The sequence below is a fragment of the Rhizobium sp. O111 genome (assembly GCF_055616315.1).
The window spans coordinates 385,429-411,546 of the sequence record NZ_JBSHXL010000002.1; the positions used below are offsets into that span (position 1 = coordinate 385,429).

General features: G+C 61.1%; 24 protein-coding genes. 8 read left to right on the forward strand and 16 right to left on the reverse strand.

Going from position 1 to position 26,118, the window contains the following annotated elements:
• Positions 1-283 precede the first annotated feature (283 nt).
• Entirely contained in the window at positions 284-763 is a 480-nt protein-coding gene (locus tag ACVTFQ_RS21320) for a class I SAM-dependent methyltransferase (RefSeq protein WP_111560949.1), read from the forward strand.
• Here ACVTFQ_RS21320 and ACVTFQ_RS21325 read toward each other — a convergent pair whose 3' ends face one another.
• On the reverse strand, positions 764-1,642 hold the full coding sequence (locus tag ACVTFQ_RS21325) for an FkbM family methyltransferase (protein WP_112949395.1): 879 nt from the start codon (positions 1,640-1,642) through the stop codon (positions 764-766).
• Positions 1,642-3,360: an adenylate/guanylate cyclase domain-containing protein gene (locus ACVTFQ_RS21330; protein WP_112949394.1), complete on the reverse strand. Its 1,719-nt coding sequence runs from the start codon at positions 3,358-3,360 to the stop codon at positions 1,642-1,644. Before ACVTFQ_RS21330 ends, ACVTFQ_RS21325 begins: the two co-directional genes overlap by 1 nt.
• 192 nt (positions 3,361-3,552) lie before the next feature.
• Here ACVTFQ_RS21330 and ACVTFQ_RS21335 point away from each other — a divergent pair, with 192 nt between their 5' ends.
• Positions 3,553-4,638: a glycosyltransferase family 4 protein gene (locus ACVTFQ_RS21335; protein ID WP_112949393.1), complete on the forward strand. Its 1,086-nt coding sequence runs from the start codon at positions 3,553-3,555 to the stop codon at positions 4,636-4,638.
• The gene (locus ACVTFQ_RS21340) at positions 4,638-5,390 is read left to right on the forward strand and encodes a polysaccharide deacetylase family protein (RefSeq protein ID WP_112949392.1); all 753 of its coding nucleotides are present in this window, start codon (positions 4,638-4,640) and stop codon (positions 5,388-5,390) included. Before ACVTFQ_RS21335 ends, ACVTFQ_RS21340 begins: the two co-directional genes overlap by 1 nt.
• Here ACVTFQ_RS21340 and ACVTFQ_RS21345 read toward each other — a convergent pair.
• Positions 5,387-6,217: an MBL fold metallo-hydrolase gene (locus ACVTFQ_RS21345; RefSeq protein ID WP_112436644.1), complete on the reverse strand. Its 831-nt coding sequence runs from the start codon at positions 6,215-6,217 to the stop codon at positions 5,387-5,389. The genes ACVTFQ_RS21340 and ACVTFQ_RS21345 overlap by 4 nt on opposite strands.
• Before the next feature lie 532 nt (positions 6,218-6,749).
• On the opposite strand from ACVTFQ_RS21345, the gene ACVTFQ_RS21350 reads away from it, so the two are divergent.
• A complete protein-coding gene (locus tag ACVTFQ_RS21350) occupies positions 6,750-8,270 on the forward strand; it encodes an adenylate/guanylate cyclase domain-containing protein (RefSeq protein ID WP_413391234.1) in 1,521 nt (506 codons plus the stop codon).
• 36 nt (positions 8,271-8,306) lie between these two features.
• On the opposite strand, the gene glgX is transcribed toward ACVTFQ_RS21350, so the two are convergent.
• From glgX to ACVTFQ_RS21375, 5 genes are all read right to left on the reverse strand, one after another.
• A complete protein-coding gene (gene glgX, locus ACVTFQ_RS21355; RefSeq protein ID WP_112949391.1) occupies positions 8,307-10,397 on the reverse strand; it encodes a glycogen debranching protein GlgX in 2,091 nt (696 codons plus the stop codon).
• A gap of 99 nt (positions 10,398-10,496) precedes the next feature.
• The gene (locus tag ACVTFQ_RS21360; RefSeq protein WP_112949390.1) at positions 10,497-11,291 is read right to left on the reverse strand and encodes an SDR family NAD(P)-dependent oxidoreductase; all 795 of its coding nucleotides are present in this window, start codon (positions 11,289-11,291) and stop codon (positions 10,497-10,499) included.
• Between the two features lie 77 nt (positions 11,292-11,368).
• Positions 11,369-12,100, reverse strand: coding sequence for a glutathione S-transferase (locus ACVTFQ_RS21365; protein ID WP_112949389.1), 732 nt, complete (start codon positions 12,098-12,100; stop codon positions 11,369-11,371).
• Positions 12,101-12,190: 90 nt separating this feature from the next.
• Positions 12,191-12,364: a hypothetical protein gene (locus tag ACVTFQ_RS21370; RefSeq protein WP_413391109.1), complete on the reverse strand. Its 174-nt coding sequence runs from the start codon at positions 12,362-12,364 to the stop codon at positions 12,191-12,193.
• 298 nt (positions 12,365-12,662) lie between these two features.
• Positions 12,663-12,923 (reverse strand): DUF2934 domain-containing protein, encoded by a 261-nt coding sequence (locus ACVTFQ_RS21375; protein ID WP_112949388.1) that lies wholly within the window; start codon positions 12,921-12,923, stop codon positions 12,663-12,665.
• Positions 12,924-13,214: 291 nt separating this feature from the next.
• Between ACVTFQ_RS21375 and ACVTFQ_RS21380 the strand changes: the two genes are divergently transcribed.
• The 3 genes from ACVTFQ_RS21380 to ACVTFQ_RS21390 all read left to right on the forward strand — a co-directional run bounded on the left by ACVTFQ_RS21380 (position 13,215) and on the right by ACVTFQ_RS21390 (position 16,765).
• Positions 13,215-14,678, forward strand: coding sequence for a phospholipase D-like domain-containing protein (locus ACVTFQ_RS21380; RefSeq protein ID WP_112949387.1), 1,464 nt, complete (start codon positions 13,215-13,217; stop codon positions 14,676-14,678).
• Positions 14,679-14,773: 95 nt separating this feature from the next.
• Complete coding sequence (locus ACVTFQ_RS21385) at positions 14,774-15,595, forward strand: endonuclease/exonuclease/phosphatase family protein (protein ID WP_112949386.1); 822 nt, start codon at positions 14,774-14,776, stop codon at positions 15,593-15,595.
• Between the two features lie 120 nt (positions 15,596-15,715).
• Entirely contained in the window at positions 15,716-16,765 is a 1,050-nt protein-coding gene (locus ACVTFQ_RS21390; protein ID WP_112949385.1) for an alpha/beta hydrolase, read from the forward strand.
• A gap of 22 nt (positions 16,766-16,787) precedes the next feature.
• Here the strand turns inward: ACVTFQ_RS21390 and ACVTFQ_RS21395 are convergent, their stop codons facing one another.
• From ACVTFQ_RS21395 to ACVTFQ_RS21415, 5 genes are all read right to left on the reverse strand, one after another.
• Complete coding sequence (locus ACVTFQ_RS21395; RefSeq protein WP_111560551.1) at positions 16,788-18,242, reverse strand: sensor domain-containing diguanylate cyclase; 1,455 nt, start codon at positions 18,240-18,242, stop codon at positions 16,788-16,790.
• A gap of 223 nt (positions 18,243-18,465) precedes the next feature.
• On the reverse strand, positions 18,466-19,506 hold the full coding sequence (locus tag ACVTFQ_RS21400; RefSeq protein WP_112949384.1) for a sulfate/molybdate ABC transporter ATP-binding protein: 1,041 nt from the start codon (positions 19,504-19,506) through the stop codon (positions 18,466-18,468).
• Positions 19,507-19,515: 9 nt separating this feature from the next.
• Positions 19,516-20,391: a sulfate ABC transporter permease subunit CysW gene (gene cysW, locus ACVTFQ_RS21405; RefSeq protein ID WP_112949383.1), complete on the reverse strand. Its 876-nt coding sequence runs from the start codon at positions 20,389-20,391 to the stop codon at positions 19,516-19,518.
• Positions 20,381-21,238, reverse strand: a complete 858-nt coding sequence (gene cysT / locus ACVTFQ_RS21410; protein WP_112949382.1) for a sulfate ABC transporter permease subunit CysT — start codon at positions 21,236-21,238, stop codon at positions 20,381-20,383. Before cysT ends, cysW begins: the two co-directional genes overlap by 11 nt.
• Before the next feature lie 8 nt (positions 21,239-21,246).
• Positions 21,247-22,272: a sulfate ABC transporter substrate-binding protein gene (locus ACVTFQ_RS21415; protein ID WP_112949381.1), complete on the reverse strand. Its 1,026-nt coding sequence runs from the start codon at positions 22,270-22,272 to the stop codon at positions 21,247-21,249.
• Positions 22,273-22,603: 331 nt separating this feature from the next.
• Here ACVTFQ_RS21415 and ACVTFQ_RS21420 point away from each other — a divergent pair, with 331 nt between their 5' ends.
• Entirely contained in the window at positions 22,604-23,647 is a 1,044-nt protein-coding gene (locus ACVTFQ_RS21420; RefSeq protein WP_112949380.1) for an NAD(P)-dependent alcohol dehydrogenase, read from the forward strand.
• An 11-nt stretch (positions 23,648-23,658) separates the two neighbouring features.
• On the opposite strand, the gene ACVTFQ_RS21425 is transcribed toward ACVTFQ_RS21420, so the two are convergent.
• The 3 genes from ACVTFQ_RS21425 to ACVTFQ_RS21435 are packed head-to-tail and all read right to left on the reverse strand — an operon-like array spanning position 23,659 to position 26,099.
• Positions 23,659-24,234 (reverse strand): DedA family protein, encoded by a 576-nt coding sequence (locus tag ACVTFQ_RS21425; RefSeq protein WP_111560545.1) that lies wholly within the window; start codon positions 24,232-24,234, stop codon positions 23,659-23,661.
• A gap of 39 nt (positions 24,235-24,273) precedes the next feature.
• A complete protein-coding gene (locus ACVTFQ_RS21430) occupies positions 24,274-25,641 on the reverse strand; it encodes an FAD-containing oxidoreductase (RefSeq protein WP_470423999.1) in 1,368 nt (455 codons plus the stop codon).
• On the reverse strand, positions 25,641-26,099 hold the full coding sequence (locus tag ACVTFQ_RS21435; RefSeq protein ID WP_111560543.1) for a DUF4126 family protein: 459 nt from the start codon (positions 26,097-26,099) through the stop codon (positions 25,641-25,643). The genes ACVTFQ_RS21430 and ACVTFQ_RS21435 overlap by 1 nt, the downstream gene beginning before the upstream one ends.
• Positions 26,100-26,118 lie beyond the last annotated feature (19 nt).

Genomic DNA, 26,118 nt, shown 5'->3' on the forward strand with positions numbered 1-26,118 from the left:
AATGGCATTTTCGGCGCGGACCGATCTTGGCCAATTTCAATCCGTCACGCGGGCCGCGAAGACGATAACCTTCATGTGAGTTTGCCGTATGTCGGCGCATGTCGGCTTGCACGCTTGACCCTTTGCCGTTAGCTCTGTCGCCAACATCCATGCTTGCAACGCGTGGCTGCGAAACCGTGCAGCATCGGCTTCGCAGCAATCGCTCGCGGAAGGCATGAATTCATCCCATCAGCGTGATGCTTTCGCATCCGCAATCAAGAACTACGAACGGACACAGTCGCAAATGAGCCGCCTCGACAGCTTCATTCGCCGTTTGACGGCCCAGCGTGATATTCTGAATTCCATCGTCGATCTCGTTCAAAAGATAGACGGCCCCGTGCTTGAGTTCGGGCTTGGCAACGGCCGGACCTACGATCATCTGCGCGAGCACTTTCCCGATCGCCGCATCATCGCCTTCGACCGCGATGTACGCTCCTACTCGTCCTCGACGCCTCCGGCCGAGAACATGGTGACCGGCGAGATCCGCGAATCGGGCCAAGCCTTCCTCGGCATCGGTGCTGCTCTCGCGCATGCCGATATTGGCACCGGTCACGATGAGATCGATGCGGTGACGCTGACATGGCTGCCGCAACTGATGGTTGGCGTTCTGGCAACGGGAGGGATCGCTGTCAGTGGTCTGCCGATCGAACGGCCAGAGCTTGAGCCGCTTCCGCTTCCACCAGGCATCAAGGAAGGCCGCTACTATCTTTACCGTCGGCGTTGATCAGGGCAGGAACAGCACGTCGTACTGATCGATGTCTCCGGGAAGGTCCGTCACGGCCATTTCCTTCTCTCCGTCTTCGAAGAAGACAAGGCAGCGATCGTAGAAACCGGCAAGCGTGGCGATAAATTCGCCTGTCTGCGTCGGGCCGTAAAAGCTCGGCGTGAACTCCATGTAGAGCGGCACGCGGCGCGATAGCAGCGGCACCATGGACCGGCAGGCGACCGGCTCATATCCTTCGATATCCATCCAGACCAGGCCGATTGCGGCGGGGTCGATCGAAAGGTCGGCCAGGATTTCCGTCACCGGCCGGACCGGAACGCTGATCTTCGTGTCGCTGGCGCTTTGCCGGATCGCGCTGCTCTTGCCGTGATTGTTGGCATTCATGAAGAAATCGATCTCGCCGGACATGTCGCCGGCCGCGCAATTGACCGCCGTAACTTTCGCGTCGAGCCGATTCTGCCGCAGATTGAGCTGCAGCAGCGGAAAATTGCGGGGATCCGGCTCGATCGTGACGATGTGCCGATAGGCGCCGCTGAGCGCGAAATAGACCGTCTGCGTGCCGATATTGCCACCGATCTCAAGCAGCTGACTGTCACCGCGCAACAGGCCGCGCTGCCGCAGGATCTTCAGCAAGCGATCGACGTGATCGCGCTCGAAATGGCCTTTGCGAAACACCTTGCGGCCAATGTAGTCAGAAGGTGAGAAGGTCATCAGGTGATCGCCGGCATCGACCGTCATCGAGACGACGCGCGGCCCGATGCTTTCGATCAGGACACGGCGGCCGGTGCGCGTATCTAAGAGCTTGCGGGCGATCGCGTTGCGCATCCTGCGCCAGCGCTTCATCCAGTATTTGGCGGTCAGCCGCGATTGGCCGGGCATCAGGTCTGTCCTTCGAGCAGTTCGATCGCCTTGTCTCGCGGAATGACATAGACTTTCAAGGGCAGCGCGCGGCCTCTGACGCTGATTTCACGACTTTCTATCCCGCCCATGTCGGCACCGGCGAGAGCCGCTACCGGTTCGGAGACGACAAGCGCAACCTCAAACTCCTTCGCGGCGGCTTCCAGGCGGCTGGCGACGTTCACCATGTCGCCGATCGCCGTCGTGCTGCGGGCGCGGCCGAAGCCCAGCGTTCCCACCACCGCCGGGCCGGTATGAATGCCGATGGCGATGCGCAGCGGCATCGACAGTTCGTCCGACAGTTCCTCGCTCAGCTTTTCGATGTCGCGCGCGATCGATGCCGCAGCCGTCAGTGCTTGGCGGCAAGCCTCCTCAGGCGAGGTGCCGATCCCGAAGAGCGCCATTGCGCCGTCGCCGATGAACTTGTCGACACGCCCGCCGGCCTTCTCGACAGCATTGCCAACCAGCGCGAAATAGCGGTTCAGCAGGAAGACGATATCGAAGGGCAGGCGATCTTCGGTCAGCGCCGTGAAGTCGCGGATGTCGCAGAAGAGCACGGCGATCTCGCGCTCGCGGCCGGGTGTCGTCTCCTGCGTGTTGGCGGGCAGCGCGGTCTCCGTCGCGCGAAGCAGAAGCGGCACCACGGTCACGTCCTGCGTCGGGCGCAGCTGGCAGGCAAGCCGGACATCGGGTGCGGCGTTGATCCGCTTCAGCGTCGATTGCTCCATCCGGTCTGGAGCCGGAAGCACCTCAAGATTGCTCAGCACCTGTACCCGGCAGGTCGAGCACTGGCCCTTGCCGCCGCAGACGGAATAATGCGGTATCCCACCCAGCCGGCTCGCTTCGAGAACAGTGAAGCCGCGCGGAACGCGCACCACTTCACCACCCTGGTAGTGCACCGTGATCTGGTCGACACGCTCCCTCCATCGGCGGTGCGTTCTGGCCGCGACGACAAGGAACAAGGCGCCCGCGAACGAGCCGTATAGCCCGGTGCGGATCATCCTCACCTCGGCGATCGCCTCGGGATCCTTCATGTAGCGGGAATTGAGGTTTGATTCGTAGCGACTACTATCTGCAATCCCCTCGTAAGCCGGTTCGGCAATGGTGCGGCCCATCTCGATGAAACCAAGAATGGCGAGAACCGGCACGAGAATGGCAACGACCAGCAGCGACGCCGCGATGTCGTTGTACCAGTTGCGATAACGCAGCCAGTAGTGGAGGCCGATGCAGCCGTGGAACCAGACGAACACGAGCGCGACCACCTGGCGTAGCCCGTTGCCGGGGGCTGTGATCCACAGCGTGCGCATGATGGTTTCGTAGTTGTCACGGTAACCGTAGAGCGCATGAACGACGCGCGTGCCGATCACGTGGTCGATCAACAAGATGGGAATTGCCAGGCCGAGAATGATCTGGGCAAGCTCGCCCTTGGGCATGACGAGGCTGCGGCGGATGTAGATCGAGCGTAAGACCAGCGCGATATGGGTGAGGATCGCACCGTAGAGCGCCAGCGTGCCGACCGGATTTCGCCAAAGCGCGGTGAAAAACCGCCTGCCGTCTTCGGCTGCTGAAACGGAAATGAGGCCGAGCGCATGATTGGAGAAATGCAGGAACGCGAAGGCGAACATGACAAGGCCGGAGCCAAGCCGCGCGCGCCTGATCGAGCGTTCCGAAAAAATGCTGCTGACTGCGCCGCTCGCCATTCAATACCGTTCTTGAAACCCAAATCACATTTGCACTAGTGATAGGGCAATTGAGGTTTTATTGCCGCCTTTCGACCGTCCGTGCACGTCACATGTTCGTCAGCAAGCCGTAAGGATGAAGACCATAGCAAACTTTCGCCCGGCGGGCACAGGGGCCGGTCTTGAACACTGCGTCTCAAACTGCGTGACCACATGCGCATAGCATTCTACGCACCGCTGAAGTCGCCCAACCATCCGGTGCCCTCGGGCGACCGGCTGATGGCGCGGCTGCTGATCCGCGCCTTGCAAATGGGCGGGCATACGGTCGACGTCGTATCCGAATTCCGCAGCTTTGCGTCGACGCCGGAGGCGGCGGCAAAGGTCGAAGGCGAGGCGGCCTTTGAACTGCAGCGGCTGCGGGCTGCGTGGGCGGGCGGAAATAAGCCTGATCTATGGTTCTGCTATCATCCCTATTACAAGTCCGTCGATCCGTTCGGACCGGCACTTTGCGCGGAATTCGGCGTTCCCCTTGTCACCGCGGAAGCATCCTATTCCCCCAAACGCGATCAGACCGATTGGGCGCCATATCAGGCGCGGATCGGCGTGATGGTCCGGGATGCCGCGGTCAATATCGGCTTCACGCGGCGCGACCGACAGGGTCTTGAGCGGGCAATCCCCGAAGCGCACATCGCGGCACTCGCCCCCTTTATCGATACGGCGGCATTTGAAGGCCTCCAGCCAACGCCGGAACCGACACGGCTGATCACCGTCGCGATGATGCGCGCCGGTGACAAGATGCAGAGCTACGCAATGCTCGCCGAAGCGCTCGCCGCGATAAGGGACAAGCCGTGGACGCTTGCCATCGTGGGTGACGGTCCGATGAGTGGTGAGGTCGAACGCCTCTTCTCAATATTCGAGCCCGGACGAATCGATTGGCTCGGAGAGCGTGGCGCCGATGATATCGTCCAGGAGCTTGGAAGATCGGGCATCTACGCATGGCCGGGCTGTGGCGAGGCCTATGGGCTTGCCTATCTCGAGGCTCAGGCGGCCTGCCTGCCTGTGATCGCTCAGGACACGGCGGGCGTTCCGGAAGTCGTCCAGTCTGGCTTGACCGGATTACTGACGGCAGAGGGGGACGTCGTCGCCTACGCTTCAGCGATCAGCGAACTGCTCGACGATGCCTCGAAACGCACCGAGATGGCGAACGCGGCACGCCGTTTCGTGCTGGCCGAACGATCGCTTGCAATCGCGGCAAAGGCGATCGACGAGATTTTATGCAGATACACAGGAAGACAATGATGACGGCTCACGACATCTGGACGCCATTGCGGACTGAGCTCGACCGGTGGCAGGCAGCGGGCAAGACCGCCCGCTTCTGGCTTCGCGACGACGATGCGATCGAGCCGACGCCGGCGTTGGAACAGCTGCTGAAGCTCACTACGGAGGCCAATGTGCCGTTGACGCTCGCCGTCATCCCGGCGTCCACCGGTGAGCGGTTGGCAGCGCGACTGGCTGATGAGCGGCAGGTGCTGGTGGCCTTGCATGGATGGTCGCATACCAACCACGCAGGCCCTGACGAGAAGAAGCAGGAGCTCGGCGCCCATCGCGCACCGGATATCGTGCTTGGCGAGTTGCGCGACGGCTTTGCCATTCTGCAACGGCTGTTCGGCCCACATTTCATCTCGATGCTAGTACCGCCCTGGAACAGGATCAACGGCGCGGTCATTTCGGGATTGCCGGCGCTTGGTCTTGAGGTCCTGTCCGTCTATGGGCGCGCGAAATCGGGAAGCCCGATACCGCTGCTGAATACCCACGTCGATATCATGAACTGGCACGGAATCCGTGGCGGCAGGCCGCATGACGAGCTGGTAGTTGACGTGGTGAAGGAACTGCGGGCCCGCTTCGATGATGATGCCGAGCCGATCGGCATTCTCACGCATCACCTCGTGCATGATGAGACCGCCTGGGCGTTCCTCGCCAACCTTCTGGTCGAGACAAGCGCCCATCCTGCCGTCGCCTGGAAATCGGCGGCTTCTTTGGTCGAAGCCTAGAGTTCCAGAACTTGGTTATCCCGGGCCGCGAACGAGCTCGGGAAGGCGGCTTGCGCCTGCTTTTCCATGTCTTCCAGCTGCGCATCGGTGCGCGATGGCGCGTGGTGGAAGAGCGCGAACTGCTTGGTGCCAGCCATTTTCGCCAGTTCGATACCATGCTCCCAGGTCGAGTGGCCGAAGCCCTTGAAACGCTGCATTTCGTCTTCGTTGTAGGTGCAGTCGTAGACGGCGAGATCGACGTCCTTCATCATTTCCAGCGCAACGGGGTCATGAGTGCCTGGCGTGTGCTCGATGTCGTAGACCAGCGCGATGGAGCGGCCCTGATACTCGACGCGATAACCGATGGCCCCGCCGGGGTGGTTCAGCATGAAGGTCTTGATCCTGACGCCCGGATGCGGCTCCAGAATCTGTCCGGCGCGAAAGTCGCGGAAGCTCATCGTCGCCTGACAGATGTCGGTTTTGACAGGGAACCATGGCGGGCTGATGAACTGCTCGATCATCTCACGCGTGGTCATCTTGCCGTCGAGATGGCCGGACCAGATGCGCAGATCGATCGATGGATAGTAGATGGCCTTGAAGAACGGTAGCCCGATAATGTGGTCGTAGTGACAGTGGCTGAAGAACAGGTCGACGTCGCGGACCTGTTCGTTGAGCATGCAGAGCCCGGCCTCGCGCGCGCCGGAGCCCGCGTCGAAGATCATACGGTGTTCGCCACAGCGAATCTCGATGCATGAGGTGTTGCCACCATAGCGATCGAACTCAGGTCCGGAGACCGGGATACTGCCGCGAACGCCCCAGAACTTTACTTGAAAGAGATCTTTACTCATCGCTTTTTCAAAATGGTCCGACCCCACCGCGCTAACGTGATCATCATTTGAACCTGATGCCAAGCGTGGCATTTCACAAGCCGTCTTGTTTTACGTACCGCATCCACCCTATCAACCCGACCGGTCGAATTTCTTAAGCAACCGGGTTTTGTTGCAGAAAGCAACAGCTTATGGTTCGATTTCCGTAAATTGCGGTGCGCTTTTGGCCAGCTTCCAGTGCCGAATCCTGATTTTCCTTCAAAATATATGGGAATTCGCATACGGGAATGCAAATGGCGGCAGATCCCACTTAAGTCGAAGGTTTCGTTGCCGTCTCGCTCGACGCTGATCAGGCGCCGTGCAATTATTCCAGCGCGTCGCCGCCTGATCGTCCGATTCCCCGCGACGGCATCTTCATGGCATTCAGTCTTTCAAGTTCGCGTCCGGACCAGGACGGTCCGTGTTGAAAACGAGGTGGTGCGTGGCAGGCGATGCTGATCATGGTTCGATTGCGAGGAAGAACGGCTACTTCATCACCGCCGTGGTGATCGCGATGCTGGCCGGCTTGCCGCTTGCCGTGTGGATGGATGTCAGCAATCTCTCGCAAAGCGCGCTGAAGCGGCAGGCCCAGGACATGAGCTCGCTGATAACAAGCATTCGCTCCTACTACGCGACCAATGTCGTCGGCCGGATACTGGCGGCACACGCGGCTGGAATGGATAGCGGCACGCCGGTCACCCACGAATACGCCACCATTCCCGGCGCGATCCCCATACCCGCGACGCTCTCTCTTGAGCTTGGAGATGTGATCAAGCAACAGCAGGCGAACATCACTTATCGCTTCGTTTCCGACCTGCCGTTCAACAAGCGGGCGCCGCATGATCTCGACCGTTTCGAGACCGCCTCGCTGGCTGCGCTGCGGGCCGATCCAAAACAGACCTTGAGCGATATCAAGAGAAGCGGGTTCACCAATACGTTTCGCCTAGTCACGCCGGTGCTCATGGCTCAAGCCTGCGTTGCCTGCCATAACACGCATCCAGAGAGCCCAAAGAGAGATTGGAAGATTGGCGACGTTCGCGGCATTCAGGAGGTCATCATCCGGCAGCCCTTTGCCGCCAACGTCTTCGCCTTCAAATACCTGCTGCTTTACTTTCTCTGTTCAGCTGGTCTCGGCATGGCGTTGATTTTGCTGCAGCAACGGCAGGCGGCATTGATCCAGGGCTTCAACCGCGACCTGGAATCCGCCAACGAATTCCTGGCCAGCATATCGATGAAGATTTCCCGCTACCTGTCGCCACAGATCTACAAGGGGATCTTCAGTGGCCAGAAGGATGTCGTGGTTCATACCGAACGCAAGCGGCTGACGATCTTCTTCTCGGACATCAAGGATTTCACCGCGACGACCGAACGCCTGCAGCCGGAGGCGTTGACGGAAATGCTCAACGAATACCTGACCGAGATGTCGGCGATCGCGCTGAAGCATGGCGGCACACTCGACAAGTTCATCGGCGACGCCGTGCTTGTCTTCTTCGGCGATCCCGAGACCAATGGGGCGGCGGAAGATGCGAAAGCCTGTTTGAAAATGGCGATCGACATGCAGCACCGGCTTGGCGAGCTGAAAGCGAAATGGCGCGGCGACGGCACCGAAGAGCCGTTCGTCGTGCGCATGGGGATCAATAGCGGCTACTGCAATGTCGGCAATTTCGGCAGCAATGACCGGATGGACTATACGATCATCGGCGCCGAGGCCAATCTGGCCGCCCGCCTGCAATCGATCGCCGAGGGCGGCAAGATCGTGATCAGCTACGAAACCTATGCGCTGGTGCAGGATATTGTCGACGCCACGCCACTACCGCCGATCACGATGAAGGGCATCCAGCGGGAGATCGTGCCCTATGCCGTCAATGGCCTGCTGCTTGGCGAGGATCACGCGATCCGTGTCATGAGCGAGCATTTTTCGGGGCTCGACCTGCACCTCGATCTTGGTCAGCTAGATCCCAAGGAGCGCGCGCGGGTACGCGCGGCGCTTGCCGAGGCGATGGCTGCGCTCGACGAGGGCGACGCGCAGCGTTGAAGTAAATCAGCGCTGCTGCGCGCGCTCGGGTTTCGCTTAGCTGGTCCTCGGCACGAACACGGCCACGCTTTCGCGCTCGACGGTCAGCGGTTCACTGACATCAAGTCTGATGAATGGCTCGTCCGCACCAGTCGCCAGCACACGGCTCCACTCCTCGATCCCGTTTACCTGAGGCAGTCGGACCTCGCAGTCTCCGCCGGCGTTGAACACCATGAACACACCAGCGCTCTTGTCGACGTCAGGCGTGCTGGCGCTGTAGGACATGTAGACGCTGAGCAGGCGAAGCTCCGGATCGTTCCAATCGTCTTCACCCATCTCCTCGCCATCAGGACGGTACCAGGCGATTTCGGTGCGCCCATCCTCGCCGACGGCACCCGTCAGGAAGCGCTCCTGGCGAAGCTCGGGGTGGTCTTTGCGCAGCGCGATCATCTTCTGGCAGAAGCCGAGGAAGGGATCGTCGAGGCCCGACCAGTCGACCCAGCCGATCTCGTTGTCCTGGCAGTAGGCGTTGTTGTTGCCGCCCTGGCTGTTGCCGACCTCGTCGCCGGCCACGATCATAGGCACGCCTTGGCTGAGAAGCAGCGTCGCCATCATGTTGCGGCGGCGGCGCGCGCGCGCGTCGCGGATGCCGGCATCGTCGGTCGAGCCCTCGGCGCCCATATTGTCGGAGTGATTGTCCGAATGGCCGTCGCGATTGTCCTCGCCGTTTGCCTCGTTGTGCTTGTCATTGAACGAGACGGTGTCCATCAACGTGAAGCCGTCATGGGCGGACAGGAGGTTGACCGATGATGTCGCCGCGCGATCGGAGTGGTTGAACTGCAGCTGCGAGCCGGTCAGGCGCGACGCGATGTCGGGCGCCATGCCGCCGTCGCCCTTCCAGAAGCGCCTGGTGTCATCGCGAAACTTGTCGTTCCATTCGCGGAACGGATGGGGAAAGCCGCCGACCTGGTAACCGCCTTCGCCGACATCCCAGGGTTCGGCGATCAGCTTCACGCCCGACAGGATCGGATCCTGACGGATCGCGCCGAAGAAGATGCCCTGGCGATCGAAATCGAGGTCTTGGCGCCCGAGCGTGCTGGCGAGGTCGAAGCGGAAGCCATCCACGTGCATGACGCCGACCCAGTAGCGCAGGCTGTCGAGCACCATGCGCATGACCATGGGGTGCGCAACGTTCAGTGTGTTGCCGGTGCCCGTCGTGTCGTAGGTGTGGCGAGGATCGTCGGGGGAGAGGATGTAGTAGCTGGCATTGTCGAGCCCGCGGAAAGAGAGCGTCGGTCCGCGTTCGCTGCCCTCGGCGGTGTGGTTGTAGACCACATCCATGATGACCTCGATACCGGCGGCGTGGAACGCCTTCACCATCGTCTTGAACTCGGTGATCTTGCTTCCCGACAGGTATCGCGGCTGCGGCGCGAAGAAGCCCAGCGTCTGGTAGCCCCAGTAATTGGTAAGGCCTTTTTCCAGGAGATAGCGATCGTTTGGAAAATGCTGGATCGGCAGCAGCTCGATCGCCGAGATGCCGAGCTTGGTCAGGTGGTCGATGATCGGTTCGCTGCACATGCCGAGAAAGGTGCCGCGCAGCTCGTCGGGCACATCGGGATGTGTCATCGTCATCCCGCGCACATGCGCCTCGTAGATAATCGTGTCCGTCCAGGTCCGGCGGATGGCCTGGTCTCCATCCCAGTCAAAATCCGGGTCCTGCACGATCCCCTTGACCATATAAGGGGCGCTATCGCGGTCGTCGAAAGAGAGGTCGTCGTCCTTGGCGCCGATCGTGTATCCGTAAAGCGCGTCATCCCATTTGAGTTCGCCGAGCACCTGCTTTGCATAGGGGTCCAGCAGCAGCTTGTTCGGATTGAACCGATGGCCGGCCTGCGGGTCGTAAGGGCCGTGAGCGCGATAGCCGTAGACCGTGCCGGGGCCGACGCCCGCGATGTAGCCGGACCAGATGTCGCCCTCGCGCTTTGGCAGCGCCATGCGCGCGACCTCTTCCTTGCCATCGGGCGAGAAGAGGCAGAGCTCCATCTGTTCGGCATGGGCGGAAAACACCGCGAAATGCGTTCCCTGGCCGGTATATTCAGCACCGAGTTCAGGCTTGAGGAAGTCGAGTTCTGAAAACGAAAAGCTCATGGAACGCCCCCGCTTGGTTGTTAGCCTGCAGGGAACGTTGTTGCGCTGCAAAAGTTCCTTGGATCACAGCGTAAGCGTATCGATTTGCGCCACTGAAGATCAGGGCATCAACTGTCCGCCATTGACCTCGATGATCTGGCCGGTGACGTAGCCTGACAGTGTTGGCGATGCAAGAAACACATAGGCGCCGACGCAATCCTCGGGCGTGCCGACGAAGCCCATCGGGATCGACTTGCGCTGCATCTCCATCTGCTCGTCGTTGGTGTAGCGCTCGTGGAACGGCGTGGCGATCACGCCTGGAGCGACCGCGTTGACGCGGATGCGGTCGGGCACGAATTCCTTCGCATGGCCACGGGTGATGGTGGAGACGAAGCCCTTAGCGGCGGCGTAAAGAATTGCGCCGCCACCGCCGCCGTTTCGCGCGGCAATCGATGTGGTATTGATGATGAAGCCGCCCTGCTTCTTCAGCCACGGGTGGGCGGCGCGGGTGGCGGCCAGCACGGAGCGGGCGTTGAGGTCCATCACCTTTTCATAATGCTCGTCGGTGAATTCCGAGGTCGGCTTGCGGCCGAGCATGCCGCCGGCATTGTTCACCAAGCCATCAAGATGGCCGAAGGTCTTGGCGGTTTCTTCGACAACGCGCTCGGTCTCACCCTCTTTGGATACGTCGCCATGGACGAGATGGACGTGGCCGCCCGCCGCCTTGATCTCGTCGGCCAGCGCTTCCGCCTGATCTCGGCTTGAATTGTAGTGAATCCCGACTTTCATCTCCTGAGCTGCAAGCGCCCTGGCGAGTGCCGCGCCAATCCCCGTCGAGGCGCCGGTGATCAGAACGGCCTTGCCGGTCAGATCGGGGATTTTGATTGCCGCAAGCGATTGCGCAAGATGTGCCATGAAAACGATCTCCCAGTTTTGTCGAACGCCGGAGCTCGTCCGGCCGCGATGATGTCCCGCCGGGATTAGATTGGAGATCAGTTGCCTGCGTCAAGTTCCGGATAGTGCCGGAAGATGCCGTCTTCGTTGAAGGCGAGCCGGCGAGGGGAGGCGAGATAGGCGGCGATCCGGGGACGCTCGCGCACCGCCGCATGCAGATCGGCCAAGGCGGTGTAGCGGTCCTGGTAGCTCTTCATCGCATTCGGAAATGCGTAGCAGAGACCTTCGATCACCTGGAACAGCGAGAGATCGACATAGGAAAGCTCCGAGCCGACGATGTGCCGCGAGCCGCTCGGGTTCTGTTGCAGCGCGCGCTCGAAATAGCCGAGGTACTTCGGGATACGCTCATCGATGAACGCCGTGGAACGGGCCTTCGCTTCGGCCTTCTGATCCTCGTAGTAGAGCCCTGTCGAGATCGGATGGTGGGTGTCGTGAACCTCGGAGACGAAATCGGTGATCGTCAGCTGAAGCCCGTTCGCGGTGAAGCGCAGCTTTTCATCGGAAGGCGCAAGCCCGAGCTTCGGGCCGAGGTAGAAGAGGATGTTGGCAACATGCGAAACCAGGATGTCGCCATCCTTTAGAAAAGGTGGAGCAAATGCGGTCGTCGAGTTCAACCCGTGATCCAGGGTTTCCAGCATGGCATCGGTGCCCATGCCCGGCTGCTCGTGTCTCACGACATCGATGTAATCGGCACCCGCTTCCTCGAGCGCGAGACGCACGAACTCGCCCCGTCCCTGAATGCCGTTCCAGTAGTAGAGTTGATACGCCATCCGCGCCTCCGTGAAAGGCGCCTGGTCGTTCTGTCATCGTTCAGGCGCCGCCTGTTGAAATATATCGGCGATTGGCATCGCCGCCAGTCGTTACTTGCGGCCATACCAGCGTGAAACAGCCACGATACGTTCAAACGCCGAGCGGCGCACGGAAATTGCAGTGGATTTTTCGCGGAAGAAGAAGGCCACGAGATTGTCGACGACGACGACAAGCAGCATGGCGAGCGCCAGATAAGCCGTTGCAGCAAGGACCAGGGTCGGCATTGTATTTCACACCGGAGCGATGAACATGTAGCAACCTGCCACGATGAGGGAAACGAGAATTACGTCGAAGTAGCTGCGGTTCATGACCATTCTCCCAGTTTTGCAGGAGAACCGTCAAAAGGTCACTTTTGTTCCATTGGGAACCGCCGCCACAGCACTTTTAAGTAAGTCCGAAATTGCGCTGCGACTGAAGATCTTTCTGGCATTCATTCAATACGACTGAATTAATGCAGAGATGTGACTGAAATGAAAACAGGGCGCCCTGGAGGCGCCCTTTTAAATCAATAATTTGCAGAGATCATGCCGACTTTCGCGGCGTGGATTTCTTAGGCGCACTTTTGGTCGCCTTGGCCGCGCTACTCACCTTGATCTCGGGAGCTGCGCGTTTCGTTCTGCTCTTGACTTCCTTGCCATCGGCGGACGCGGCGGACCCTTCGAGCGCGGCGCGCTCTTTCATCGCCTGTTCCCAATGCGCATGATCACGCCCGCTGGGGCGGCCTTCCTCTTCCCAAAGCGCATACGCGCGCTTCTGAACCCACTCTCTTTGAGTTTCCGTCATCGCCGATCTCCACTGCAGGGATGTCATCGTTCAAACGCGATACTGATTGAAGAGTTCCAGACGAATCGCGTTGTTTCAAGTAATTTCTGACACACTGCAAAAATATATGTGGCGTTGCAGCACGATGCTTAACGAAAGCGCGGATTGTGCCCCAAATGCGGGCATTCCGGGGCGGCGGCTGGCGCGATTATACTGTCATCAGACCATGCCGGAGATTCGCTGAAGGTGACAGGCATGTGCCACCCAAGGGCGTGATTGAACAGTCCTGAATTACCGCTATATCTTGGTTGCATGTTTTATCTCATATCGACCTATTGGCCGCATATCCTGTTTGTTATTTCGTTGCTCATGGGGGCTGCCGCTGCAATCCACGCGACCATGACGAAGGAAGAAGTGCGCGCCGCGATCGGCTGGGTCGGCGTCATTGTCCTGTCCCCCATCGTCGGCGCCGTGCTTTACGCGATCGCCGGCATCAACCGCATCCGCCGCGCCTCCCTGAGCCTGCGCCGCGACGCGCTGATGCCGCAGGCCGATCTCGATGAACTGGAAACCTTCGATGCAGAAGCCGAGATCGTCATCAGCGGTTTCGGCCGTCGTTTCGCCGCCCTGCAGACGCTCGGCGACCGTGTGGCCCGCAGCCCGATCGCGACCGGCAACACGATCGACATGCTCGAAACCGGCGATGATTGCTACGCCGCGATGAAGGCATCGATCGACGGTGCCGAGCGAAGCGTTCTTCTCGAAACCTATATTTTCGATCGCGACCCGATCGGGCTCAGGATCGCCGATGCGCTGATCGCGGCGACGAAACGCGGCGTGCAGGTCCGCGTGCTGATTGACGCCGTCGGCGCCCGTTACTCGGTGCCGAGTATCCTCGGTTACCTTGAGGATGGCGGTGTTTCCGTCTCCGTGTTCAACGGCAATGTCATCATCGGGCTGCGCTTGCCCTATGCGAACCTGAGAACCCACAGAAAGATCGTGATCGTGGACGGCCGGGTAGCGTTGACCGGCGGGATGAACATCCGGGCCGGTTTCACGCGCGAGTTCGCCGGCGAGGACTTCGCGCGCGACACCCATTTCATGGTCACCGGACCCGTTGTCGCCGACCTGTTCGATATCGCGGCCGAAGACTGGCGTTTCACGACCGGCGAGGAGCTGACCGGCGACGAGTGGCGGATCGCAGCACCCGAGCGGGAGCCTGGTGATCCCGTCTTCATGCGCGTCGTCGCGTCAGGACCCGACAGAAGGGTGGAGACGAACCACAAGATGCTGATGGGGGCATTTTCGGTCGCCCGCACGTCGATCAAGATCATGTCGCCTTACTTCCTGCCGGATCGGGAGCTGATCAGCGCGCTGGCGACGGCGGCGCGCCGAGGCGTCGAGGTCGATATCGTGGTTCCCGCCGCCAACAATCTCGTTCTGGTCGACAGGGCGATGACCGCGCAGTTCGATCAGATCGTCAGCAACTATTGCCGCATCTGGCGCGCCAGTGGCGCGTTCAGCCATTCGAAGCTGCTGTCGATCGATGGCGTCTGGTCCTATGTCGGGTCATCCAATCTCGATCCGCGCTCGCTGCGGCTGAATTTCGAGATCGATCTCGAAGTTTTGAACGAGGGCTTCGCCAACGAGATCGAGGAACATATCGACGAGGCGATCCGCTCCGCTGCGCCGGTAACGCTGCAAGGCTTGCGGTCCGCGCCGTTTCCGGTACGCCTGCTGAACAAGGTCCTCTGGCTCGGCTCGCCCTATCTCTGAGCGATTTTTGCATGCTCTGACATGGCAACTTTGAGCGGAGCGCCTATACTGAAGCCAGGGAACCCATTCGCTTCATGGAGCACCGGAAAACAGCGATGCATGCCAGGAACAACAATCTGCCAGCAAGCATTCTTGCTTCCATCCGAAACCACAGGAAGCGCGTTGAACTGGCTCATGCCAGTCCAATGTCACGCCCGGAAGGCACGCTGATTGCGTCCTATAATGTGCATAAATGCGTGGGCAACGACAGACGCTTCGACCCTGATCGCACTAGCCGCGTGATCCATGAAATCGACGCCGATGTCATCGCCCTTCAGGAAGCGGATACACGCTTTGGCGAACGAACGGGCATTCTCGATCTGCCGCGCCTGGAAAGAGAGAGCGGCTTGGTGCCGGTGCCGATCAGCGGCGTGAACAAGGCGCATGGCTGGCACGGCAATGTGGTGCTCTTCAAGAAGGGGCTGGTTCGGGACGTCCATCAGATCAAGCTTCCGGGCCTGGAGCCGCGCGGCGCGCTCGTGGCGGAACTCGATCTCGAGCGGGGCGGCGCGCTGCGCATCATCGCCGCGCATTTCGGGCTTTTGAGGCATTCGAGGGCGCAGCAGGCGAAGGTGCTGCTCGAGTTGATGGCGGATAAGTCTGACATGCCGACCATCCTGCTTGGCGACTTGAACGAATGGCGGCTGGGCGACCGCTCGTCGCTTCATTCGTTTCAGTTGAGCTTCGGTCCGCAGCCGCTCCCTGTGCCTAGCTTCCCGGCGCGTTTGCCGGTGCTAGCGCTCGATCGCATCATGGCAAATCGCAAGGGCTTGCTGACCACGGTGGAGGCACACGATACGCCGTTGTCGCGTGTCGCCTCCGACCATCTGCCAATCAAGGCCTTCGTCAATCCGCAGGAAGACGCCAAGTCCGCGTGATACTGGCCGCGCTGCAACCGCGCCCGGTTTACCATAGGCGCCTCGCGCACCTTGACACAGCCTCCAGTCGTGAGAGGGTCTGCGCGGATCGGCACAGGGCCGGCACGGAAAGGTCTGGAAATGCCAAGCGCACGCCATCATGGAGATGCGGTCAGCCGGTCGATTGCGAAGGCGCGGCGTGCCATCGCAGCCGTCTCCCTGCTTTCGCTCTGTCTTGCGGCTCCCTCGCTCGCCGCAGACGAAGCCGTGCAGACGGAGGCGTCGCGAGCACAGGTCGCGAACCTGCTGGACAAGATGGGCGAGCATTATGCGAAGGCGAGCACGCTTTCGGAACGCCGCGATGCCTTCGAGCAGCTCATGCAAACGACGCCCGGACCATCACGGGTGCAGATCAAGGAGGTGGACGCCGGTGGCGTTGATGCCGAGATGATATGGCCGGCGCGGCTTCACTATTCGATGGGCAAGCGTGCCATCCTCTATGTCCATGGCGGCGGCTTCTACAGCGGTTCGCTCGACACGCATCGCGCTTCGGCCGCGTCCTTTGCGAAGGCGGCATCGGCCGATGTGCTGCTGATCGACTACCGGTTGGCGCCGGAATATTCCTATCCCTCCCAGATCGACGACACGTTGACCGCCTACCTCTGGCTGCTCGATTCCGGATATGAAAGCGGCAACATCGTCGTGCTCGGCGATTCCGTCGGCGGCAACCTCGCAATCGAAGCGGTGCTGCGGCAGATCAAGCTTCAGGGGCCGCCGCCCGCGGCTGTGATCACCATCAGCGCCGTCACCGACCTTGCGGCAACCGGTGCATCGATCAGGAGCAACGCCGTCAACGATCCATTCGGCAATGCACTGCAGATCGAGGCGGCACGCAAGGCCTATCTCGGAGATCGCTCGCCGACGGACCCGCGCGTGTCGCCGCTCTATGCCGACATGAAGGGCTTTCCGCCGCTCTTGATGCAGGTTGGCTCCAGGGAGATCTCGCTCGACGACACCTTGCGCCTCGCCGACAAGGCCAAGCAGGCCGGTGTCGATGTGACGACGGAGGTGCTGCCCGGAATGATCCACCAATGGCAGCTGTTTCCGTTCTGGCTCGACGATGCCCGCAGATCCAACCAGCGCGCCGCCGAATTCGCGCTTGACCATTTCGCCGACAAGCCGCGTCAGTAGCGAGCGTTTCGACAGTTGTCGCCTATAGAGCCGCTGACGGAGCAGCCTTGCGGCTTGCGTGATGCGCCCGCTTCTGTTCGTACATCGCCAGATCGGCGCGTCGGACCATCGCCTCCATCGTTTCACCCTCTTCGCTGGTGGCAAGGCCGACCGATATATCGAGGGGTGCATTCGAATAGAACTGGTTGTTGATCTTCAACAGCTCCTGAATGGTCTCAAGCATTGCCTGTGCCGCCTGCCGGTCGGCGCCGGGCATGAGAACCGCGAACTCGTCACCGCCCACGCGGGCAGCGTGGTTCGGCATGGAAACGGCGCCGTTCAGCACTTCGCCGAGGCGGCGCAGCAGCGCGTCGCCCGCGTCGTGGCCGAGTTGGTCATTGGCGATCTTCAGCCCGTCGAGGTCGATGATCAAGGCGGATACCGGCCGCAGCGATTTGCGCTGCAAGCGGTTGAGCTCATCCATGTAGAAGGCGCGATTATGCAGCTTCGTCAGCACGTCGTGCTTGCCGAGATATTCGAGATAGGCTTCGGCCTTCTTGCGTGCGGTAATGTCGGTCAGGGCGACCTGTACGCGTGACCAGTCCTTCTCATGGCCTGGGAACACGGAAAACTGCAGCAGCACGTGCCGCTCGGAGCCATCCAGCGCGTAATTTATGACTTCGCGTTGATGAAACAGACCGCCGTTCCAGAGCTCGATCAGCTGCTCGCGAAAGGTCTTCTCCATGTCATCACGGAAGATGCTCGCAATGCCATGAAGGAGGGTGGTGCGATCCGGCGCGCCAAAGAGATCGAGCGTTGCCTTGTTGACCTCGATCACGCTGATCTCGCTCATGCACTGTACGACGAACTCCGGATGAACATCTGTAAACACACGGAAATCCACGATGCCGCGATGGCGAACGTCTTCAAGCAACGCTTTAACGCGGCTGAAATCCTCGATCCAGAGCGACACGGGAGAGTGTTCGAAAATGCCCTCGGCGTAAAGGCGATTTTCCTGTTCGGCACGCCGCGCGGTCTCGCGCGCGGTCACGTCCTCGGTGGTGATCAGTACACGCTCCAGCGTCTTCTCATAGCCCGGTAGAACCGAGCCGCGCAACTGGATATCGAGGCGTCGCCCCGAGAGCGCGTAGTTGACGGCGCTGCCGTCGAACTCAAGGTGTCCGTCCCAAAGGGCAGCGAGTTCGTTGACATGGCTTTCCAGCATCTCGTCCCGGAATATGGACGAAAGATTGGCGGTCAGGTGGTCCTGGCTTTCTGCCTCGAAGAGGTCCAGCGTCTTCTGGTTGACCCGCAATATCCGAATCCGCTGCGAGCAGGCCGCCGCGCGGCTCAAATCCTCTTTCAGAAAGCTCCTAATTTCGTTGACCCCTTCCTGCCGCCAGACATCAAACTGCGCCGCAACCCCGCTAAAATCCTCGATCCACATGGCGATCGGCGCCAGATCAAAAATGTCGAGGTCGGAAGCAATGCTTGTCATGGCGGCGGTCTTTCGATGCGATCAGCTTTCAAGCCATCGCACGCCGCGACAGCCCACTCATCCTTAAGGCACAATTCTAAAGCCGAGCTTGACGAGAATGGGGATAATGCAGACGTCGCGCACATTTTCACGTGGGGCTGCCGTCAACGCCACGCTCCGGCATATAAGCAAAAAGAACGGCAGTGCCCCGTTCTTTTCGTATTGGTTCGTTCTCTGGTCAGCCTCAGGCGGACCTAAAGAGCTTCCAACGGGTTGGCCGAAACGCAATGCCGCTGTGGTCAATGGCCCCTGCCGCTGCCGGCGGCAGTTCAAGCTCGATCGGCGGATGGCCCTGTCCGATGTCGATCTCGACGTGACGCGTTCCGGCAACGCGGCGGCTGCTGGTGACGACACCGGCGATGCCTTCGGCGCCATTGCGGATTTCGATATCGTGCGGACGGAAGTAGAGGCTCGCCTCACCGTCAGCCTCGCCCTCGGCGCGGATAACGAGCGAGCGCCCGTCGAACCAGATTTCGCCGTTGGAAATCTTGACCTTCAGACAGTTCGATTGGCCGACGAAGCCGAAGACGAAGGGCGAATTGGGGTGATCGTAGACGTCATCGGGCGTGCCGACCTGCTCGATCGCGCCCTGGCTCATCACCACCACCCGGTCGGCGAGTTCCATCGCCTCGTCCTGGTCGTGGGTGACGAAGATGGTCGTGTGGCCCGTCCGGTCGTGGATCTCGCGCAGCCACTTGCGCAGATCCTTGCGGACCTGTGCATCGAGTGCGCCAAACGGCTCGTCGAGCAGCAAAACGTTCGGTTCCACGGCCATGGCGCGCGCCAGCGCCACGCGCTGCCGCTGGCCGCCGGAGAGCTGCGCGGGATAGCGCTTTTCGAGGCCGGGGAGCTGGACGAGGTCGAGCAGTTCCAGCGCTCTGCGGCGTATTTCGTTCTTCGGAGGGCGGCGCGAGGAATGGCGGACCTTCAAGCCGAAGGCGACATTGTCGAGCACCGTCATGTGGCGGAACAGCGCATAGTGCTGAAACACGAAGCCGATATTGCGCTCCTGAACGCTCTTGCGAGACGCGTCTTCGTCGCCGAAATAGATCAGTCCCTCGGTCGGGCTTTCGAGCCCGGCGATCAGGCGCAAGAGCGTCGTCTTGCCGGAGCCGGACGGACCAAGCAGCGCGATCAGCTCGCCGGAGCGGATATCGAGCGAAACGTCATGCAGAGCCGGAAACCGATCGAATTCCTTGCGTAGGTTTTGAACACGAACTTCCATTCTAATTCCTCAGTGCCGCCGGCTCGCGGCGATTTCATCGCTGTATCGCATTTCCAGCAAGGTCTTCAAAACAAGGGTGACGAGCGCAAGCAGCGCCAGTAGCGTGGCAACGGCGAAAGCCCCGGTGAAATTATACTCGTTGTAGAGGATTTCGACCTGCAGCGGCATGGTGTTGGTCTGAGCGCGGATGTGGCCGGAAACGACCGAGACGGCGCCGAACTCGCCCATGGCACGGGCGTTGCAGAGAAGTACGCCGTAAAGCAGGCCCCATTTGATGTTCGGCAAGGTCACGTGCCAGAAGGTCTGCCAGCCGCTGGCGCCCAGCGAGATCGCAGCCTCTTCGTCACCGGTCCCTTGTTCCTGCATGAGCGGGATAAGCTCGCGGGCGACGAAGGGGAAGGTGACGAACATGGTTGCCAGGATCAATCCTGGAACCGCGAACAGGATCTTGATGCTGTGGGCGCTCAGCCATTGCCCGAGATAGGTGTTGGCGCCGAGCAGCAGCACGAAGACCAGACCTGATATGACCGGCGAGACCGAGAAGGGTAGGTCGATCAGCGTTGTCAGGAAGGCCTTGCCCTTGAACTCGAACTTGGCGATTGCCCAGGCGGCGGCCACGCCGAAGACGACGTTCAACGGCACGCTGATGCCCGCGACGATCAGGGTCAGCCGGATCGCGGAAAAGGTTTCCGCATCCTGCAAGGCCGTGAAGAAGGCGGTCGGCCCCTTCCGCAGTGCTTCGACGAACACGGCTGTCAGCGGCAGGATCAGGATCAGCGTCAGGAACACCAGCGAGGCGACGATCAGCGTCCACCGCGCCCATCGGTGCTCGGTGACGACGGAGCGCACTTTCCTGGCGGGCGAAGCGTGGGTCTCATGCGCCATTGCCATACCTCCGTCTGCTCCAGCTCTGGATGAGGTTGATCACGAGAAGCATGGCGAAGGACAGCACCAGCATGACGGCGGCGATGCCGGTGGCGGCCGCATAGTTATATTCTTCCAGCTTGATGACGATCAGCAGCGGGGCGATCTCCGATTTGAACGGCAGGTTGCCGGCGATGAAGATGACCGATCCGTACTCGCCGACGCCTCGTGCGAAAGCCAGCGCGAAGCCCGTCAGGACAGCCGGAGCGAGGCCGGGCAACAGAACGCGGGTGATCGTCTGCAGACGGTTCGCGCCGAGCGTGGCGGCGGCCTCCTCGACCTCCTTGTCGATCTCCTCCATGACTGGCTGGACCGTGCGCACAACAAAGGGCAGGCCGACGAAGACCAGCGCGACAACGATGCCGACTGGAGTGAAGGCGATTCTGATGCCGAGCGGCGTCAGGAACTGACCAAGCCAGCCGTTGGGCGCGTAGAGCGTCGCAAGCGCGATGCCGGCGACCGCGGTCGGCAGCGCGAAAGGCAGGTCGACCATGGCGTCGATGATGCGCTTGCCGGGAAAGCGGTAGCGCACCAGGACCCAGGCGAGCACGATGCCGAAGACGACGTTGACGCAGGCGGCCGCGAAGGCGGTGCCGAAGCTGATCCGCAGCGCGTTCATCGTACGGGCATCGATCGCGATCGACCAGAATTTCTCCCAGCCGAGCTCGCTCGAACGCCATGCGAGGCCCGAGAGGGGGATGAGGATAAGAAGGGTGAGCCAGATCAAGGTAAAGCCGAGTGCCATTCCAAATCCTGGAATGACACTCGGCCGCCTGAACCGCCACCGCGTGGGGCTATGTGCTCTCATGCGATGTATTATTGTGCCGGCTTGTAGATTTGGTCAAACACGCCGCCATCGCCGAAGAATTTCGGCTGCGCTTCCTTCCAGCCACCGAAATCGTCGATGGTTGCAAGCGTCAGCTTCGGGAAGCGGGCGATATCGGCAGGGTCGGCTGCTTCGGGCTTGATCGGGCGGTAATAGTGCTTGGCCGCGATCTTCTGGCCCTCGTCGGAATAGAGGTAGTTCAGATAGGCTTCGGCGACCTTGCGCGTGCCCTTCTTGTCGACATTGCCGTCGACCACGGCAACCGGCGGGTCGGCACGGATCGAGAAGCTCGGGGTTACGATCTCGAACTGGTCGGGGCCGAGTTCTTCGAGCGAGAGATAGGCTTCGTTTTCCCAGGCAAGGAGCACGTCACCAAGGCCGCGCTGAACGAAGGTGGTCGTTGCGCCGCGTGCGCCGGTGTCGAGAACGGGAACGTGCTGAAGAAGGCTCGTCACATAGGCCTGGGCCTTCGCCTCATCGCCGCCGTTTGCTTGCTTGGCCCAAGCCCAGGCAGCCAGGAAGTTCCAGCGTGCGCCGCCCGATGTCTTCGGGTTCGGCGTAATGACCTGAACGTCGTCCTTCACGAGATCGGCCCAGTCCTTGATGCCCTTGGGGTTGCCCTTGCGCACCAGGAACACGATGGTGGAGGTGTAAGGTGTCGAGTTGTTTGGAAGCTTGCTCTTCCAATCGGCGGGGATCTTGCCGGTTTTTGCAGCGATCGCGTCGATGTCGCCTTCGAGAGCGAGCGTTACGACATCGGCATCGAGACCGTCGATGACCGAGCGCGCCTGAGCGCCGGAGCCACCGTGCGAGGCCTGGATCGCCACCGTCTCGCCGGTGTCCTTCCGCCACTTCTGTGCGAAGGCGGCGTTGAAATCCTTGTAGAGTTCCCGTGTCGGATCGTAGGATACGTTGAGAAGCGTCTGATCGGCAAAAGCTGGTGCGACAGCGCCGATGGCGAAACTGCCGGCGAGAACCGCGGCCGCGAGAAGCCGGGTAATCCGTTGTGCGTGCATAGGGAACCTCCTTCGTTTGTGATCCAAACTCTACCAACTTGGTCGTATAATGAAACGAAGATTGTTCCTGTTACATGCGGCGGTTACGGAATGACGTGCCATTTCGTCCGCCGATTTGAAATGAATGTGCTGCCGCGGGTGGCCGCGATCTGACTCGTCCCGCCCAAGGATGAACAAGCTTTAAGGGCGACCAGTGAGCGGACGCGGGCATTCCATCGCTTCATGAGCAAAAGCTTTGGCGATGGAATTGAAATCCGTCTTGTTCGGCGATTATAGTCCGCCGACGCCGCGCTCGACTCGCGAGCGGGGAGGCAAGGGAAGGAATACGTAAATGACCAAAGTCCGCGCACTGGTGCTGGAGCGCCAGCATGAGCTCGCAATCCGTGAAATCGATCTGCCGATGGAAACCGGTCCGGGCGAGGTCAAGATCAAGATTCACACGGTCGGCGTCTGCGGCTCCGACGTTCACTACTACACGCACGGCAAGATCGGCCCCTTCGTCGTCAACGAGCCGATGGTTCTCGGGCACGAGGCGGCGGGTACCGTCGTCGAGGTCGGCGCCGGTGTCACGCATCTGAAGGTCGGCGATCGCGTCTGCATGGAGCCGGGCATTCCCGATCCGAATTCGAAGGCAAGCCGGCTCGGCATGTACAATGTCGATCCCGCCGTCTCCTTCTGGGCAACACCGCCAGTTCACGGCGTGCTCACGCCCGAAGTCGTTCACCCCGCCAACTACACCTTCAAGCTGCCTGATAATGTGAGCTTCGCCGAAGGCGCCATGGTCGAGCCCTTCGCCGTCGGCATGCAGGCCGCCACCAAGGCGAAGATCGCGCCCGGTGATACCGCCGTCGTGCTCGGCGCCGGTCCTATCGGCACGATGGTCGCCATCGCCGCACTTGCCGGCGGCTGCGCTCGCGCGATCGTGGCCGATCTCGCCCAGCCGAAGCTCGATATCGCCGCCCAGTATCAGGGCGTGATCCCGGTCAATATCCGCGAAATTAACCTCGTCGAGGAAGTATCGCGGCTGACGGACGGTTGGGGCGCCGATGTGATCTTCGAATGCTCCGGTTCGCCGAAGGCCTGGGAAACGATCATGGATCTGGCGCGCCCCGGCGGGGTCATCGTTGCCGTCGGTCTGCCGGTCAACCCGATCGGTTTCGACGTCTCGACTGCTTCGACCAAGGAAATCCGCATCGAAACGGTATTCCGCTACGCGCATCAGTATGAGCGCTCGATTGCGCTTCTCGGCTCCGGACGCGTTGATCTGAAGCCTCTGATTTCAGAGACTTTCGGCTTCGAGGACGCGATCAAGGCTTTCGACCGCGCGGTCGAAGCGCGGCCGAGCGATGTGAAGCTCCAGATCGTGATGGAATAGGCGCCTGTCGGTTAGCTCGCGCTAATCGACGTCTTTCTGAAAGCTCTTCTGAAGACAAGGGCCGCGACAGCCACGATGGCCGCGGCCCCGAGCCCCACAAAGAGGTGATGGTGCAGCGGCAGACGACCGAGGATCTGCTCGATCCCGTGTCCGAAGAGATAGCCGAGCGCCGTGAACAGCTGTCCCCATACAAGTGCCGCGACCGCATTCAGCATCATGAACTTTCCGGTCGAGATTCGCGTCGTGCCGATCACGATCGGGCTGATCGTCCGGAGGCCGACGAGAAAGCGAAACGCCAGGATGAAGCCTGTCGGGTAGCGCTCGAGGAGGGACGTGACCCGCGCCAGCGTCGGCGTCTCCATCAGCCGGCGGACGACGTGCCAGCGGGCCGCATAGCGGCCAGCGAAGAACCACATCTGGTCTCCGGCGAATGAACCCGCCGACGCCATCAGCGAGGCCGACCAATAGGTGAGCAGCCCGCGATGGGAGATGATGCCGCCTAAAAAGGCCGCGGTTTCTCCCTCGAACGCGGTGCCAAGGAAGATCGCGATAATCCCATAGTGTTCGATCAGATGTTCTATGGACACGATTGATCCCTCAGCGTTTCTGGCCTGCCGGGTTGAAGGCTACACGCTCTTGAGGTCGCCAAGCAATGTCGGGATCAATTCGGAGACCGTCGGGTGGATCGGCACGGCCCATTTCAGCTCGGGATAGGTTGTCCCGGCGTTCATCGCGTCGATGAAGCCGTGGATCGCCTCGTCGCCCTCTATGCCGAGAATGGCGGCACCCAGGATCTGCTTGGTTTGCGCGTCGGCGATCACCTTCATGAAGCCCTTCGTCTCGCCCCGCTCCTTGGCGCGGCCGACCTTGGTCATCGGCCGGGTCGAGATCATGATCTCGCGGCCCGATGCGCGCGCCTGTTTTTCCGACATGCCGACGCGGCCGAGCGGCGGGTCGATGTAGAGCGCGTAGGCGAGAATGCGGTCGCTGAGCTTGCGATCCTCGCCGTCGAGCAGGTTCGCGGCCGCGATCTCGAAGTCGTTGTAGGACGTATGCGTGAAGGCGCCGTGGCCATTGCAGTCGCCAAGCGCCCATATGCCCTCGACATTGGTCGCCAGCTTGTCGTCAACGGTGATGTAGCCACGCTTGTCGGTGGCGGCGCCGGCGCGATCGAGGCCGAGATCGTCGGTGTTGGGCACGCGGCCGGTTGCAATCAGCACATGGCTCGCCGTGATCTCGGCTATGCCGTCGGCGACCGTGACCTCTATCCCATTCGCGCCGTTCTTGAACGCGATGCGGTCCGCGCCGGTGTGGACGGCAATTCCCTCGGCGCGCAGAATATCGGCGATCGCGTCCGAGATATCGTCATCCTCGCGCGAGGCGAGCTTGGGGCCGCGCTCGACGACCGTAACCTCGGCGCCGAAGCGGCGATACATCTGCGCGAACTCGAGGCCGATATAGCTTCCGCCAATGATCACCAGATGCCGGGGCAAAGTGCCCAGCGCGATGATCGATGTGCTGGTCAGATAGTCGATTTCGCCGATCCCAGGCATATCGGGAATGGCGGGCCGCGCGCCGACGTTGATAAAGATGCGCGGCGCGGTGAGCAGCTCGCCGTTGACGCTGATTGTGCGCTCGTTTTCGAAACAGGCATGGCCGTAGATCACGGTCACGTTGTCCATGCCCGCGAACCAGGAGATCAGCCCATTGCGGGCCTCCATGGTTACCGTCTCGGCTCGGTTGCGCACGATCGCCATGTCGATGCGGATATCGCCCGGGATCGTCACGCCATAGCCGCCGGCATTACGTGCCACATAGGCCGCGCGGGCGCTGGCGACGAGGGTCTTGGTCGGCATGCAGCCGGTGTTGACGCATGTTCCGCCGAGATACTTGCGCTCGATCAGCGCGACCTTCATGCCCTTCTCCGCCATCCGGGCGGCGAGGAAGGGGCCGGATTGGCCGGCGCCGACAACGATGGCGTCGAAGCCGCGCATCAGACCGACGCCACGATCAGGATCGCGCCGACAATGGCGACCGCGTCCTCGAGAATGGCGGCCGGCGGATCTTTCTGAAACACGCTTGCCAATTTAGCGCGCGCCGCGGCACCGCCGAGTGTGCCCGCGGCCGCGCCGAGAATGCCGGCGATGAGCCCTGGTATCAGCGATCCGCCAGCGGCGCCGATGCTGGCGCCTGACAGCGCGCCCATGATCAGCCTCGCGCCGAACTGCATCGGCGCTTTTCTTGAAGGCGTGGACGGCAATTGATCCGTCACCAGTTCGACCAGCGCCAGCAGTGTGAAAATCCACGGTGCCCAGCGATAGCCCATGAAGGCGAGCGGTGTCTGAGATACGTCGAACCAGCCGAGCGCCGCGCCCCAGGCGACGGCCGCGGGCGCTGTCAGCGCGCGCAGCCCGGCGATGATGCCAATCAGAAATGCGAGAAACAGAAGCATGCGCAATCCCCCATCGCAG